This window comes from Nonomuraea sp. KM88, assembly GCF_052245635.1.
Lineage (GTDB): Bacteria > Actinomycetota > Actinomycetes > Streptosporangiales > Streptosporangiaceae > Nonomuraea.
In genome coordinates, this window is sequence record NZ_JBQQCC010000014.1 from 279,071 (window position 1) to 293,779 (window position 14,709).

Annotated in this window: 12 protein-coding genes and 1 riboswitch; of the genes, 8 read left to right on the forward strand and 4 right to left on the reverse strand. The window is 72.9% G+C overall.

The features are described from left to right. Window positions 1–107: 107 nt before the first annotated feature. The 3 genes from ACTWPV_RS35320 to ACTWPV_RS35330 are packed head-to-tail and all read left to right on the forward strand — an operon-like array spanning window position 108 to window position 4,396. The gene (locus ACTWPV_RS35320) at window positions 108–2,144 is read left to right on the forward strand and encodes an N-acetylneuraminate synthase family protein (protein ID WP_443155095.1); all 2,037 of its coding nucleotides are present in this window, start codon (window positions 108–110) and stop codon (window positions 2,142–2,144) included. A 12-nt stretch (window positions 2,145–2,156) separates the two neighbouring features. Continuing rightward, the gene (locus ACTWPV_RS35325; RefSeq protein ID WP_347647279.1) at window positions 2,157–3,155 is read left to right on the forward strand and encodes a glycosyltransferase family 2 protein; all 999 of its coding nucleotides are present in this window, start codon (window positions 2,157–2,159) and stop codon (window positions 3,153–3,155) included. Then, entirely contained in the window at window positions 3,152–4,396 is a 1,245-nt protein-coding gene (locus tag ACTWPV_RS35330) for a polysialyltransferase family glycosyltransferase (RefSeq protein WP_347647278.1), read from the forward strand. The genes ACTWPV_RS35325 and ACTWPV_RS35330 overlap by 4 nt, the downstream gene beginning before the upstream one ends. A 20-nt stretch (window positions 4,397–4,416) precedes the next feature. Here ACTWPV_RS35330 and ACTWPV_RS35335 read toward each other — a convergent pair whose 3' ends face one another. Continuing rightward, the gene (locus ACTWPV_RS35335; RefSeq protein WP_347647277.1) at window positions 4,417–5,607 is read right to left on the reverse strand and encodes a DUF6716 putative glycosyltransferase; all 1,191 of its coding nucleotides are present in this window, start codon (window positions 5,605–5,607) and stop codon (window positions 4,417–4,419) included. Continuing rightward, entirely contained in the window at window positions 5,604–6,560 is a 957-nt protein-coding gene (locus ACTWPV_RS35340; RefSeq protein WP_347647276.1) for a hypothetical protein, read from the reverse strand. Before ACTWPV_RS35340 ends, ACTWPV_RS35335 begins: the two co-directional genes overlap by 4 nt. Window positions 6,561–6,657: 97 nt before the next feature. On the opposite strand from ACTWPV_RS35340, the gene ACTWPV_RS35345 reads away from it, so the two are divergent. The 3 genes from ACTWPV_RS35345 (at window position 6,658) to ACTWPV_RS35355 (ending at window position 9,405) form a co-directional block, all read left to right on the forward strand. After that, entirely contained in the window at window positions 6,658–7,479 is an 822-nt protein-coding gene (locus tag ACTWPV_RS35345; protein WP_347647275.1) for an aldo/keto reductase, read from the forward strand. Between the two features lie 19 nt (window positions 7,480–7,498). Further along, window positions 7,499–8,452: a Gfo/Idh/MocA family protein gene (locus ACTWPV_RS35350; RefSeq protein ID WP_443155096.1), complete on the forward strand. Its 954-nt coding sequence runs from the start codon at window positions 7,499–7,501 to the stop codon at window positions 8,450–8,452. Between the two features lie 117 nt (window positions 8,453–8,569). Further along, a riboswitch (cyclic di-AMP (ydaO/yuaA leader) is annotated at window positions 8,570–8,706 on the forward strand. A 12-nt stretch (window positions 8,707–8,718) separates the two neighbouring features. Next, window positions 8,719–9,405, forward strand: a complete 687-nt coding sequence (locus ACTWPV_RS35355) for a CHAP domain-containing protein (RefSeq protein WP_443155097.1) — start codon at window positions 8,719–8,721, stop codon at window positions 9,403–9,405. 85 nt (window positions 9,406–9,490) lie between these two features. On the opposite strand, the gene ACTWPV_RS35360 is transcribed toward ACTWPV_RS35355, so the two are convergent. Together ACTWPV_RS35360 and ACTWPV_RS35365 are read right to left on the reverse strand one after the other, a co-directional pair. After that, on the reverse strand, window positions 9,491–11,338 hold the full coding sequence (locus tag ACTWPV_RS35360; protein WP_443155098.1) for an ABC transporter ATP-binding protein: 1,848 nt from the start codon (window positions 11,336–11,338) through the stop codon (window positions 9,491–9,493). Then, window positions 11,335–13,056 carry an ATP-binding cassette domain-containing protein gene (locus tag ACTWPV_RS35365; RefSeq protein ID WP_443155099.1) on the reverse strand — a complete coding sequence of 574 codons (1,722 nt, stop codon included), beginning with the start codon at window positions 13,054–13,056 and terminating at the stop codon, window positions 11,335–11,337. The genes ACTWPV_RS35360 and ACTWPV_RS35365 overlap by 4 nt, the downstream gene beginning before the upstream one ends. Before the next feature lie 101 nt (window positions 13,057–13,157). Between ACTWPV_RS35365 and ACTWPV_RS35370 the strand changes: the two genes are divergently transcribed. Next, window positions 13,158–13,790, forward strand: coding sequence for a TetR/AcrR family transcriptional regulator (locus ACTWPV_RS35370; protein WP_443155100.1), 633 nt, complete (start codon window positions 13,158–13,160; stop codon window positions 13,788–13,790). Window positions 13,791–13,911: 121 nt separating this feature from the next. Continuing rightward, a complete protein-coding gene (locus ACTWPV_RS35375) occupies window positions 13,912–14,586 on the forward strand; it encodes a YoaK family protein (RefSeq protein WP_443155101.1) in 675 nt (224 codons plus the stop codon). Window positions 14,587–14,709: the final 123 nt, after the last annotated feature.

Genomic DNA, 14,709 nt, shown 5'->3' on the forward strand with positions numbered 1-14,709 from the left:
AGAGTTGCTCCACCGGATCCCCATGGAAAGTTAATGACGGTGACGCTGGCCGTTCAACCCGGCCTTCTAGCTTCTGGGTGCAATCCGACGTACCGAGGAGACCCACCGTGCGAGTCCTGGCCGTCATTCCCGCCCGCGGAGGTTCGGCGGGCGTTCCCTTGAAGAACCTCGCCCTGGTCGGGGGCGTGCCCCTGGTCACCCGCGCCGTGCGGGCGTGCCTGCGCGCCGAGCTCGTGGACGAGGTCGTGGTCAGCACCGACCACGCGGGCATCTCCGAGACCGCCAGGCAGGCGGGGGCGACCGTGGTCGACCGGCCCGAGGAGCTGAGCGGCTCGACCGCCTCCAGCGAGTCGGCGGTGCTGCACGCGCTCGACGCCCTCGGCGCCGACCCCGAGGTCGTGGTGCTCGTCCAGTGCACGAGCGCGTTCATCGACCCCGCCGACCTGTCGGCGGCGGTGCGCAAGGTGCTGGACGGCCAGGCCGACTCGGTCGTGTCGGGGCTGCCGACGCACGAGTTCCTCTGGACGGCCACCGGCGGGGGCGTCAACCACGACCCCGCCGTCAGGCCGCGCCGCCAGGACCGCGAACCCCAGTTCCGCGAGAACGGCGCCTTCTACGTCATGCGCACCTCCGGCCTGCGCGAGCGCGGGCACCGCTTCTTCGGCGAGGTCGCCGTGCAGCCGGTGCCGCCGCAGCACGCCGTCGAGATCGACGACCCCGAGGACCTGGAGCTGGTCCGTGCGCTGGCCCCGTTCCTCGACGAGCCGGAGCCGATCGACGTCGACGCGGTCATCACCGACTTCGACGGCGTGCACACCGACGACCGCGCCTACGTCGACTCGGAGGGCCGGGAGATGGTGCTGGTCAGCCGCTCCGACGGGATGGGCGTGTCGCTGCTGAGGCGCTCAAGTGTGAAGGTGCTGGTGATGTCGACCGAGCGCAACCCGGTGGTGGCGGCCCGCGCCCGCAAGCTGGGCGTGCCCGTGCTGCAGGGGCTCGCCGACAAGCGCACCGTGCTGCGCGACTGGCTGAACATCGAGGGTCTCGACCCGGCCAGGGTCGCCTACGTCGGCAACGACGTCAACGACCTCGGCCCGATGGCCGAGGTCGGCTGGCCCGTCGCGACGCCCGACGCGCACCCGCGCGTGCGCGCCGCCGCCCGCGTGGTGCTGACCAGGCCCGGCGGGTCGGGCGCGGTGCGCGAGCTGTGCGACCGGGTCGTGGCCGCCCGCCCCGCGGCACCCGTCGCCGAGGCGAGAACCGAGCGCAGGCTCGGCCCGGTGGCGATCGGTGACGTGCCGGTCGGCGACGGCGAGCCCGTCTACGTGATCGGCGAGATCGGCATCAACCACAACGGCGACGTCGACCTCGCCCGCCGCCTCATCGACGTGGCCGCCGACGCGGGCTGCCAGGCGGTCAAGTTCCAGAAGCGCACCCCGGCGATCTGCGTGCCCGAGGAGCAGAAGGGCCAGATCCGGCAGACGCCGTGGGGCGAGATGACGTACCTGGAGTACAAGGAGCGGACCGAGTTCGGCCACGACGAGTACCGCCAGATCGCGAAATACTGCGACGAGCGAGGGCTGCACTGGTTCGCCTCCCCATGGGACGTGCCGTCGGTGGAGTTCCTGGAGGAGATGGACGTCCTGGCGCACAAGGTGGCCTCGGCGAGCGTCGCCGACCACGAGCTGCTGCGTGTCCTGGCCGCCACCGGCAAGCCGGTCATCCTGTCGACCGGCATGTCGACGCTGCCGGAGATCGACCGGGCCGTCGAGATCCTCGGCACCGAGAAGCTGATCATGATGCACGCGACGTCCACGTACCCGCTGCCTCCCGAGGAGGCGAACCTGCGCACGATCACCACGCTCAAGGAGCGCTACGGCGTGCCCGTCGGCTACTCCGGGCACGAGCGCGGGCTGCAGATCTCGCTGGCCGCCGTGACGCTCGGCGCGGTCTGCGTCGAGCGGCACATCACGCTCGACAGGACCATGTGGGGCTCCGACCACGCCGCCTCCCTGGAGCCGGCGGGCCTTGAGCACCTCGTACGCGACATCCGCATCATCGAGCAGGCCATGGGCGACGGCGTCAAGCGCGTCTTCCCCGGCGAGCAGGCCCCCAAGGCCCGCCTGCGCCGGGTGACCGTCTGACCGGTCCCCTCAGTGATCACTCTCTCCGTCATCGTGCCGGTGCGGGACGGCGAGCGTTTCATCGCCGACGCGCTCGCCTCGCTCCGCCGCAACGCCCGGCACGACTTCGAGTTCATCGTCGTGGACGACGGGTCCGAGGACGCCACGGGCGACATCGTGGAGGACTTCCTCCTCGATCTGCCCGGGCTGAGCCTGGTGCGCAACCGCGCTCCCCTCGGGCTGGCCGACGCGCGCAACACGGGGCTGTCGGCCGCGTCGGGCCGGTACGTCACGTATCTGGACGGCGACGACTGGCTGGCCCCCGGCTACCTGGCGCGGCTCGTCGAGGTGGTCGACGGGCTCGGGTGCGACTTCGTCCGCACCGACCACGTCCAGGTCGAGGGCCGCAAGCGGGTCGTGCACCGGGCCCCGCTGGCCACCCCGAGGGGCGCGGTGCTCGACGCGCGCGGCGCCATCATGCCCGCTGGGGTCCGGACCATGGTGGATTACCCGTACGCGTGGGCCGGGATCTACCGGCGCTCCCTGGGCGACCTGCTGCACTTCCCCGGCTCGCTGCACACCGCCGAGGACCGTCCGTGGATCTGGCGGCTGCACAGGGAGGCGGCCACGTTCGCGGTGGTGTCGCTGGCCGGCGTGTTCTACCGGCGCATGGTCTCCGGGTCGCTGACGCAGGTGGGCGACGAGCGCCAGCTGCACTTCTTCGACGCGTTCGAGCTGGTCTTCAAGGACGTGGAGCCGGAGTTCCTGCCCAAGGCGGTGCGGAACTTCTGCGCGCTGCTGGCCCACCACCTGGACATCGGCGACCGGTTCACGCCCGAGTTGCGCGCCCGCTTCGAGGAGCGCGGCGCGGGGATGGTGGGCGGGCTGCCCCCGGAACTGGTGGCGGAATCGGTGGCGGGGATGGCCCGCGACCGCGAGGCGCTGCTGCGCGCGCTGGTGCCCGGCCTGCCCCCCAGCCCGCCCTTCAGCCGGCACAGCCGGGTCCGACATGACCGGGAGGAGCCCCCGTGAAGGTCTTCTACGCCTCGACGTTGTTCGGGGCGATGTCGCTGGCCGCCGCCGTCGACGACGGCCGGTTCGGAACCGGCCGGCGTGTGCTCGTGGTGTCGAACAACGCGGCCGTGCCCGAGGTGGCGACGCCGCTCGACGGGGCGCCCGGCTTCGCGCCGCTGCGCGGCCGCTTCGACGAGGTCGTCTCGTGGAACGAGCTCATCGCCCCCTTGCATCCGTCCGACTGGCGGGCGCGGGTCGTCGAGGTGCCCATGATGGAGCGTCTGATCCGCTCCCGCTGGGGGCTGGACGGAGTCGAGGAGCTGGTGGTGGAGTCGATCGCGGTGCCGCCCGCCCGCACGATCGCGGGGCTGGTGCGCGACTGCCCGATCACCGTCTACTCCGACGGGCTGATGAGCTACGGCCCGACCCGCGACCCGCTGCCCGCCGAGATCTTCCGCCGCGTGGGGCGGCTGCTCCACCTGGACCTCGTGCCGGGGCTGACGCCGCTGCTGCTCAGCGAGTACGGCGTCGCGCCCGAGCTCCTGCCAGGCGAGCGCTTCCTGTCGGTGCTGGACGAGGTGGCCGCCGCCGCGCCCGGGCCGCCCGCCGGACAGGCGATGATCCTCGGCCAGTACCTGTCGGCGCTGGAGATCGTCACGCCGGAGGAGGAGGCCGCGCTGCACGAGACGATGCTGGCGGCGCTGGCCGCCCGCGGCTGCACCCACGTCGTGTTCAAACCGCACCCTGCCGCCGGGCGCCGGCACGCCAGGCTCCTGCGTGCCGCGGCCGGGCCTCTGGGGGTGGAGCTGTCAGTGGCCGCCGAGAGCGTGCCCGCCGAGGTGTGCTTCGCGGCGCTGCGGCCCGAGCTGGTCGTGGGCTGCTTCTCGACCGGGCTGGTGACCGCGCGGCGCTATTTCGGGCTGCGGGTCGCGTCGTACGGCACCGGCATGGTGCTGGAGCGGCTGACGCCGTACGAGAACAGCAACAGGGTCCCGGTCACGATCGTGGACGCGCTGCTGCCCCGGCTGTCGGCGGAGGGCGTGATCGAAGAGCCGCCCGCCGTGGACCTGCCCGGCCTCGTGCGTGCCGTGGGCTACTGCATGCAGGCAGGCACCTATCCGGAGCTGCGGCCGGACGCCATCACGTTCGACGCCCGCTACTTCAAGCGCAGGCGGCTCGAGGCGCTGGACCTGGTGGCCCCTCCCGCCAGGTCCGGCGCGCTGACCAGGCTGCGCAGGAAGCTCAGATCAACGATCTGAGCCCGGCTAGGACAGCGCTGCTAGGACAGGGCCTTCAGATAGCGGCGCATGCGGCGCTTGGCGCGGTAGCCCGCTCGCAACATCGTGGGATGGACCTCCACCCGCAGCCGGGCCCTGCGCCGGGCGGCGGCGTGCTCGGGCCCGTCCAGCAGCGACCGGGCGGGCGTGCCCGGCCGGTCGCTCACCAGCCCGGCCAGCAGCCCCGCCCAGGCGTCGCGCTCCGGCGGGTGGAAGTAGTTGGCCGCGCACCACTCGGCCGAGGCGGTGCGGAAGTCTCCCTTGGCCAGGTCGTCCAGCGTGCCCAGCAGGCCGCTGCCCTCGAACACCAGGTTGATCATCTCGGCGCTGACGCCGAAGTCGCTCAGCACCAGCGAGGGCACGCCCAGCGCGATCGCCTCCAGCGCCGCCGTCGAGCTCACCGTGACGAACCCGGCCGCCCGCGTGAGGTGGTCGTGCATCGGCCCGGCGGCGAAGGCGAGCCGCCCGGGCTCGCCCATCTCCCGCCACAACCGCTGGTAGTGGTGGCGCTCGTTGTGCGTCTGCCGCTCGTCCTCCAGGGCGCGCAGCTTGACCACCACGTCGAGCTCCGGCCGCCGCCCGGCGAGCTCGGCGAGCGCCAGCAGGACGCGCTCGCGCTCCTCGCGCGGGCGCGGCACCTTGGCCTGGGTGGCGAACACGATCCGGTTCCCGCCCTCGGCCACGGCATCGGGACGCAGGAAGGGCAGCCTGGCCAGGCCGAGCGCCCCTCCCCCGCCGAGCCGGCCGGCGATGTCGCGGAACTCGGCCACCTCCCGCTCGCTGTGCACCACGAACAGGTCGCAGCCGCTGCGGAACACCCACGCCTTCTCCGTGGCCGGCACCGAGATGCCCGGCAGCCCGCCGACGAACACGGGCCTCGGTCTCAGCCCCGCGAACACCTCGGAGACCAGCACGTCCACGACCGGGCCCGTGCAGGCGACGAGGATCACGTCGGGCTGCGTGCGCTCGGCCAGCCTGCGCACCGACCGCGCCGACAGCACCGGCGGCGCGTCTCCCCGGCCCGCCCGGCCCTCTGTCGAGCCGCTCACCGCCGCGGCGATCTGCTCGGGCGAGGGCGCGATCGGCGTGCGCACCACCGCCAGCTCCGTCACGCTCCCGGTGGGCAGGTCGCCGAGCAGGCAGGCCGCCCACTTCAGGTACGAGTCGGAGTCGGCAACCGCCAGCACTCTCACCCAGACACTCCAGTCAAATGCGAGCGCAGGGCAGGTTCCGCCCTGCTGGTCCACCAGTCATCGGGAACGTTCACGGGCTCGATGGCGACACCGCGCGGGCTGAGCAGCACCCGCAGCGAGGTGATCGCCGTCGAGGGGAGGCTGAGGACGCGCTGGCCCGCGTCCAGCCCGCGCAACGCCAGCTCGGCGGGCACGCCCGCGTCGTGCACGGTGATGCCGGGACGCTCCCGGATCAGGGCCACGTCCACCGGGTCCTCGCGGCGGTGCGGGTAGTAGGCGAGCGGTTCCCGCGCCGCCAGCTCGCTCAGCCAGCGCAGGTAGTGGTCGCGGTGCACGAGGCCGTTCCTGACGAGCGAGGTGCCGAGCACGATCGTGCGCTCGTCCGGCCCTTCCGCGCTGGGCGGCTGGGCTCGCAACCAGGCGAAGTCGTGGCGTACGAGGTCGACACCGGCACGGCGGACGGCGGCGGCGAGCTCGCCGCTCACGGGCAGCGCGGTGAAGACGGAGACCTCGCTCATGCGCAGCCGCAGCGCGGCGGCCAGGCCGAGCGCCGAGCGCGGCACGGTGGACCTGGCGCGGGCCCGCAGCAGCGGCCGCGAAGGCCCGGCGGCCAGCAGCTCCAGCAGCCGGAGCGTGGCCAGGCCGTCGTCGACGATGACGATGCGTCCCGAGGTGATGCCGGTGCCGGAGGTGAGCCAGCGCAGCTGGACCTTGCCGGAGAAGGCGTCGCCGACGGCGTGCAGTCGTCTCGGCATGTTCTCGCGCGGCTCGGCCAGTTCGAGCCCGTCGGGCAGCCCGAGAGCACGCAGCTCCCGTCGGGTCGCCGTCAGCGGGCGCAGCCCCGCCCGCGGCACGACGGCCGTGGCGGTCCCGAGGAGCCCGGCGTGGTGGGCCTCGACGGCGCACAGCATCTGGAGCGGTGACTCCACCCAGGCCGACGCCTGTTCGACCACTCCAGTCCTCCCAGCCGGGTGATGGCGCGTTCACGACCGCTTCAAGCTAGCCCGGCCGCCTTAAGCGGCCAGAAACGGTGCGTGAACAATGGAGACCATGAACTCGCTCATGCTCAACACGGACGGCGTGCAGATCCCGCAACTCGGCTTCGGCGTCTGGCAGGTGCCTGCCGGCGAGGCCGAGCAGGTGGTGACGACGGCGCTGGAGGCCGGCTACCGGCACATCGACACCGCCGCCGCCTACGAGAACGAGGAGGGCGTGGGGCGTGCCGTGCGCGCGTCCGGCCTGCGCCGCGAGAAGGTGTTCGTCACCACCAAGCTGCGCAACGCCGACCACGCCCGCACGGAGCAGGCCTTCGACGAGAGCCTGGCCCGGCTGGGGCTCGACTACGTCGATCTCTATCTCATCCACTGGCCGGTGCCGAAGCAGGACAAGTACGTACAGGCGTGGAAGGCGATCGAGAAGATCTACCGTGACGGGCGGGCCAGGGCCATCGGCGTGTCCAATTTCACCGTCGGCACGCTCACCCGGCTCATGAACGAGACCGACATCACACCCTCCATCAACCAGATCGAGCTCCACCCGTACTTCCAGCAGCGGGAGATGCGGGCCTTCCACGAGGCCAACGGCATCCTCACCGAGGCGTGGAGCCCGCTCGGCCAGGGCAAGGGGCTGCTCGAGGATCCGGCGCTCGCGGTGCTGGCGGACAAGCACGGCAAGACTCCCGCGCAGATCGTGCTCCGCTGGCACCTGCAGCTCGGCAACGTCGTCATTCCCAAGTCCGTGACGCCGTCGCGGATCGCCGAGAACGTCGACGTGTTCGACTTCATCCTCGATCCGGAGAGCATGGCCGCCGTCGGCGCGCTGAACAGGGGCCTTCGCATCGGAGGCGATCCTGACACGTTCAATTTGATCTGATGCGTCTAGCATCTTCCGCGTGCGGGACTTCACGTGGGGCATCGCGGCGACGGGCGTCATAGCGCGGACTCTGGGAGCGGCGATCGTGGCCGAGCCCGGGATGCGGGTGGGCGCCGTCGGCTCCAGGAATCTGCGGCGGGCGCAGGCCCTGGCGTCCGCGCTGGGCGCGGAGTCGGCGTACGGCTCCTATGAGCGGTTGTGCGCGGACCCTGCGGTGGACGCGATCTACGTGGCGACGCCGCATACCGAGCACCTGCGGGTCGCGCAGGCCGCCATCGCCGCGGGCAAGGCCGTGTTGTGCGAGAAGCCGCTGGCCGCGACCGTGGACGACGCGGAGAAGATGGTACGCCTGGCGCGCGAGGCGGGCGTGTTCCTGATGGAAGCCATGTGGATGCGGTTCAACCCGCTGATCCGCCTCATCGCCGCCGACGAGCGGTTCGGCGACATCCGGTCGGTGCAGGCCAGTTTCGGCTTCGCCATGCCGTACGATCCGGCGCACCGGCTGTGGGCCCCGGAGCTGGGCGGGGGCTCGCTGCTCGACCTGGGGGTCTACCCGTTCGGCCTGGCCCAGCTGCTTCTGGGCATGCCCACCGGCCTGCGCATGACGGGCTCCCTGGCGCCGAGCGGGGTTGACGCGGAGGCGGGCGGGGTGTTGCTCTATCCCGGCGGCAGGCGGGCTTTCGTGGAAACCTCCTTGCTGGGGAATTACCCGAACCAGGCCTGTGTTGTAGGTACGCGGATGCGGGCGGACATCCACGCGCCGTTCTGGGCGCCGGAGCGGATCGTCCTCACCGGGCCTTCCATGGAGCCGGAAGAGCATGTGCTCGATCCGGCCGACAACGGATACGCCGGTGAGCTCCGCGAGGTCCGCGCCGCCACGGCCGAGGGCAGGACCGAATCCCCGATCATGCCCCTTGACGAATCCCTTGCCATGTCAGGGCTTCTGGCCGACGCTCGCCGGCAACTCGCCTAGCTGGGCCTTTATGCAGTTGTAATCCTCTTGCCTCATGTATTACCTTGTGGGGCATCTTACGGCATACGTCCGGTTTGTCCGGCTATGTCTGACCATCGCACGATAGATCACAGGATCGTCCTGTGACCGCTGAATCCGCATCACGCGGAACCGGGGACCCAAGTCCTTTGGGGTGAATCGGCACTCCGGTGCCGTAGGGCAGCTTCCACGCCCGAACCCGTCAGCTAACCCGGTAAGCGGCATGGAAGCAAGGAGTTACCCCCTCGATGGCCACGTTCCGTCTTACCGCAATCCCCAAGCGAACCATCACCTGCGCCGCGCTCGGCGCCAGCGTCCTCGCCTCGGCCCTCGGCGTCAACGTCGCCGCGGCCAACGCCGACACCCCGCCCGCGGACAAGCCGGCCGCCGTCTCCCCGGTGACCGACTCCAAGAAGCGCGCGGTCAAGGAGACCACGGTCAACGTGACCGCCTCCCAGGTCCTGGACTTCGCCAAGTCCCAGGTCGGCACCTCCGAGAACGCCGCCGGCGGCGGCACCCCGTACCAGAAGTGGTACGCCGACTCGCAGCGCGCCGCCGAGACCATCGCCCGCGACGGCGGCAACCGGGCCGCGTACCTGAACGCCGCCTGGTGCTCGATGTTCGTCTCCTGGGTCGGCGAGCAGACCGGCGCCCGCCCGCAGATCGGCTGGGACGCCTACACCGTCACCCACGCCAAGTGGTTCGCCGCCAACGACCGCTTCGGCACCAAGGCCAAGCCCGGCGCCGTGGTGTTCTTCTCCTGGGACGGCGGCAAGAAGATCACCGACATCCAGCACGTCGGCTTCGTCGTGAAGGACAACGGCGACGGCACCATCTCCACGATCGAAGGCAACACCGGCAACGGCAAGGTCGAGGAGCGGACCCGTCCGAAGTCCCAGGTCGTCGGCTACGGCTACCCCGAGTACGCCGCCTGACCCCGATCACCGCGAGCGAGCGCGCGTCCCGTGCGGAACGCGCGCTCGCTCGCGTTTCCGCCCGGCCACCCGGGCGGCCGGCGGCCTAACCGTCCGCCGCCGCCCGCTGGATGGCGTGCAACTCGGCGTAGCGGCCCTGGCGGGCCATGAGCTCGCCGTGAGCGCCCTGCTCGGCGATCCGCCCGCCGTCCAGCACCACGATCAGGTCGGCCATGCGCACCGTCGGGAAGCGGTGGGTGATGAGCAGGGTGATGGCGGCGCGGTGGCGGCGGGCGGCCTGCGCGTACCGGGCGAAGACGGCGCTCTCGGCGGGAGCGTCCAGGGAGGCGGTCGGCTCGTCCAGCACGAGCAGCAGCGGCTCCTCCCGCATCGACGCGCGCGCCAGGGCCAGGCTCTGCCACTGCCCGCCGGACAGCGTCACGCCGCCCTCGAAGCTGTCGCCCAGCTCGGTGTCCAGGCCCCTGGGCAGATCGGACACCGCGTCCGCGGCGCCGGCCCGCGCCAGCGCCTGCTCCACGGCGGGGCGGTCGTCCATACGGGGCAGGTCGCCGATGCCGACGGTCTCGGCGGCGGTGAGCTCGAACGGCACCCAGTCCTGGAACACGGCGCTGATCCTGCGCCGCCAGCGCACGGCCGGAACGTCCCGCAGTGGGACGTCGTCCAGCAGGATCTCGCCGCCGGAGGGCTGGTAGAGGCCGCACAGCAGCTTGGCGAGGGTGGTCTTGCCCGAGCCGTGCGACCCGACCAGCGCGACGGTCGCGCCGGCGGGCAGGCTCAGGTCGATCCCGCGCAGCACCGGCCGGGTGGTGCCGGGGTAGGTGAACGTCACGTTCCGCAGCGTGATGCCCCGCGCGAAGCTCTCAGGCGGCTCGGCCCCGCGGGCGACGCGTTCGCAGCCGTGGTCACTCGTGGCCGCCCTCGTCCCGGCGCGGGGTGCGTCGTCGCCGGACTCCGCCAAGGCCGGGTCGTGGGTGCGGGCGTAGGCGCGGAGCCAGGCGAGCCGCGCGGCGGCGCGCAGGCCCGCGGCCACCGACCCGAGGTGGAAGACCAGCCGGGAGGCCTGGGTGACGAACTGCACCCCGACCGTGGCCACCAGGACCACGTCGCCCGCCGTGGCCCGTCCCTGGGCGGCCAGCCAGGCCGCGCAGCCGAGCGCCGACACGTACCCGGCCAGGAACGTGCCCGACCCCGCGAACGTGAGCAGCGCGGCCCGGACCCCGGCCCGCGACAACCCCGCCGACACCTCCTCCCACCGGTGCGCGGCCATCGCCTCCAGAGCGGGCGCGGCGCGGCTGATCCGGATCTCCTTGGCCGTCCTCGGCGTGGTGACGGACTCGGACAGGTGCCGCTCCAGCCGGGCCGTCTCGGCGGTGCGCCCGGTGGCCGCGTCGACGTGGCGGGCCGCGCGGCCGCGTACCAGCAGCGACGGCAGCACGGCGCCGCCCAGCAGCAGCGTCACCAGCGGATGCACGGCGGCCATCAGCACGACGCCGAGCCCGATCTGCACGGCGTGCTCGGCGACCAGCGCGAGCGCCCACACCGCGAAGTACAGCTGGCGGCTCTCGTCGCGCAACATCGCCAGCTTGTCCAGGTACGCGGGCCGCTCCAGGTGCTCGATGGTGGGCACGCCCGAGGTGAGGGTGAGAATCTCCTCCTGCACGGACAGGCCCATGCGTTCGGCCAGCTCCTCCATCAGCGCCAGCTCCGCGCGGCCGAGGGCCACACCGGCGGCCAGCGCGGCCCCGGCGGCCAGGCCCCACAGGGACGCCTGCGCGCCGTGGCCGGCGGTGGCGGCGTCGGTGAGCGCCCGCAGGAAGACGCCGACCAGGCCCTGGCTGACGGCGCCCAGGGCGAGGAAGGCGGCCAGGGTGAGGAAGGCCCGCCGGTCGGTGCGCCAGGCCAGGGTCAGCAGCGTACGGAGGGTCGCGGTCACCGGCCCGCCTCCGCGATCAGGGCGGTCTGGAGGCGGTGCCAGCGCGCGTAACGGCCGCCCAGAGCCAACAGTTCGGCATGACCGCCCTGCTCGGCCACGGCGCCGCCGTCGAGGACGACGATCCGGTCCGCCCGCCGTACGGTGGCGAACCGGTGCGAGATGAGCACCAGGGTGCGCCCGCGCGTGCGGTCCAGCAGCCGCTCGAACACCTCCTGCTCGGCCCGCGCGTCCAGGTGGGCGGTGGGCTCGTCGACGATCAGGATCCGCCGGCCCGCGTCGAGCGCGTACACGGCCCGGGCCAGCGCCACCTTCTGCCACTGCCCTCCGGACAGGTCACGGCCCCCGGTGAACGACCGCGACAGCGGCGTGTCCAGCCCGCCGGGAAGCACCTCCAGCAGGTCGAGCGCGTCGACCGCGGCCAGCGCGGCGAGCACGTCGGCGTCCGTCCCCGCGTACGCGGGCGCGCCCAGGCGGACGTTGTCGCGCAGCGGCAGCGGGTGGCGGGCGAAGTCCTGGAAGACCACGGCGGCGTTCCCGGCGGCGCTGACGGTGCCGCTCTGGGGGGTGTAGAGGCCGGTGAGCAGCTTGACCAGGGTGGTCTTGCCCGCGCCGTTCAGCCCGACCACGGCCAGCCGCTCCCCCGGCCGCACCCGCAGGTCGAGCTCCTTGAGCACCGGTTCCGCGCGGCCGGGGTAGGCGAACGTCACCTTGACCAGCCCGGGCCCCTCGCCGTCGCGGTCGGCAGGCCCGGCGATCGCCGGCGTGGCGCTGAGAGGGGGGTGGAGCAGGCGCAGGGTCGCCTCGTACGGCTTGCTCCCGTGGGCGATCTCGAACATCTGGTGGCCGCCCGCACCGTACGCGAAGACCAGCAGGGCCGCCAGCACGCTCTGCGCCAGGGCGGCGGCCCCCAGCGCGCCCGCGGCGGTCAGCCAGGCCAGCGTCCCGAACGTCGCGGCGGCCCCGGCCAGTTGCAGCCCCAGCACGGCCGCGTACCCGCGCACGACGGCGCGGCGCCCGCGCGCCTGCGGGGTCAGGAACTCGCGCATGACCGTCACGTAGCGGCCGATGAGGAAACCGTCCACGCCGAAGACGCGGATCTCCTTGGCTGCGCCGGGACCGCCGGTGAGCTCGGCCAGGTAGCCGGCCCGGCGCAGACGCATGACCTGCTCGGGGCTGTCGGCCAGCGACTCCGCACCGCCGGGGCCGACCAGCATCGCGGTGATGCGCCGGTTCTGCGCGATCGACAGGGCCAGCGCGACCGGGGCCATCCACCACACGTGCACGGCCAGCACCACGGCGCCGAGCAGGGCCGACGTCGCCCTGCTCGCCTCGCCGGCCAGCGCCACCGCCGCCGTGCCCGCCGTCCGCCCGCGGTGTCCGGTCAGCGCCAGCCGCACGTCGGCCTGCACCCGCGGGTGCTCCAGGCGCGCCAGCGGGGTGGCCGTCGCGGCGGCGCGCACCCTGGCGCGCAGCACGCCGTCGACGCGCCGGGCGGCGGCGGCTCCGGCCGGTTCGCGCAGCGCCGTGCAGAGTTCCTGCCCCAGCAGCACGAGCAGCAGCGCGATCACCTGCGCCGCGCCGCCGTGGTCGATCAGCAGGCCGAGCGGGATCGTGCTGAGCGGTCCGAGCACCGCCGCGCCCGCGCTGAGCACTCCCAGGGCGAGCAGACGGCGGTAGCCGGCCAGCGGCAGCAGCCGGGCGAGCCGGACCGCCCTCATACCAATCCAATGTGATCGCATTGATCTGCCATGCGCACGACCGTAACCCGGCTACACTGAACCGGTCAAACCGATGTGATCACATCGATAAGAGGGATGGCATGGCGCACCGGCGCACCCGTGGACCAGGAGCTCAGCACGAGGAGCGGCGCAGGCAGATCGCCGACGCCGTCCTCGCGATCGTCGCCGACCGCGGCCTCGCCGCCGTGTCGCTGAGCGAGGTGGCGGCCCAGGCCGGCATCTCGCCCGGCCGCGTCCAGCACTACTTCCCCGCCAAGCGCCAGCTCGTCGAGGCCGCCTTCGAGCGCGGCAACGAGCAGAGCAGCGCCCGCATCAGGCAGCGGGTCGGCCAGGACCTCGACGCGGCCGAGCCGCGCGTCGTGCTCGTCACCGTGCTCACCGAGCTCATCCCCCACGACCCCGCGACCGAGGCCCACATGCGCGTGCGGCAGTCCTTCCACGCGCTCGCGTTCGCCGAGGAGGGCATCGCGGCCCGGCTGCGGGTGCTGTACGACGGCTTCCACCGCCAGATGGCCGACCTCATCCGCGCCGACCAGAGGGCCGGGCGCATCGCCGCCGCCGTGGACGCCGGCCGGTCCGCGCCCGCCCTGGTGGCGCTGGCCGAAGGGCTGGCCGCGTACGTGCTCATCGACGTCGTCCCCGCGGGCGCGGCCCGCGAGCGTGTCCTGGCGGCCGTCGACGATCTCTATCGCACGACGCCGTCACGCTCCTGAGCGTGTCGGGTTTGCGGGAGCCGCGCGGTTACGGAGAGTATCCAACTGTGACGGAGTCGAGAGGTCCCGCCCCGGCGACGAGCACGAGAGAGACCCCCGGCCGGCCGGCCGGGGCGAGCGGGTGAGCAGAGGGCTGCGGTGGTTCGCCGACCGGCTCTTCCCTCCTGGCGCGAACCCGCACGACACCGTGCCCGCCCTGCTGGTCCTGCTGACCGTCGTGACCGGGATCGTGGACGCCGTCAGCTTTCTCGGCCTGCACGGCGTCTTCGCCGCCAACATGACGGGCAACATCGTCTTCGTGGGCTTCGCCCTGGCCGGGGAGGAGCGGCTGTCCCTGTGGGGGCCGCCGGCGGCCCTGCTGTCCTTCACGGCGGGCGCCTGGGCCACGGGACGAGCGACCGGGCGGGTGACGGACCAGAGCCGGGCGTTCGTCCTGCTCACCGCCGTGCACGCGCTGCTCGTGGCGGTCGCCCTGGTGACGGCCCAGCTGGCCGGATTCCGCGAGCCGCCGGCGCAGGCGGCGCTCATCGCGCTGCTCGCCGGCGGCATGGGCATACAGAGCGCGTCCGTACGCGAGCTGGCGGTGCCCGACATGAACACGAACGTTCTGACCACCACCCTCACCGCGCTCTTCGCCGAAGGCCCGGGGCGGGCGGCCCGGCGCCGGGCCGCCGGTATCGCCGCGATGTTCCTGGGGGCGCTGGGCGGTGCCGCGCTGCACGTCGCCGCCGGGCCCGTGCCCGCGCTGGCCGCGGCCACCGTCCTGCTCGCCGTCGTCGCCTTCGCGGCCCGCTAGGAGCTGTTTCTTAGATCTGCTGACCGATGGTGCCTACGTTGTCACGATAGGTGTATGGGTCGCGGTGACTTAACGAACGCCGAGTGGGAGCGGCTCGAACCGCTGCTGCCGGAGGGCGGCCAG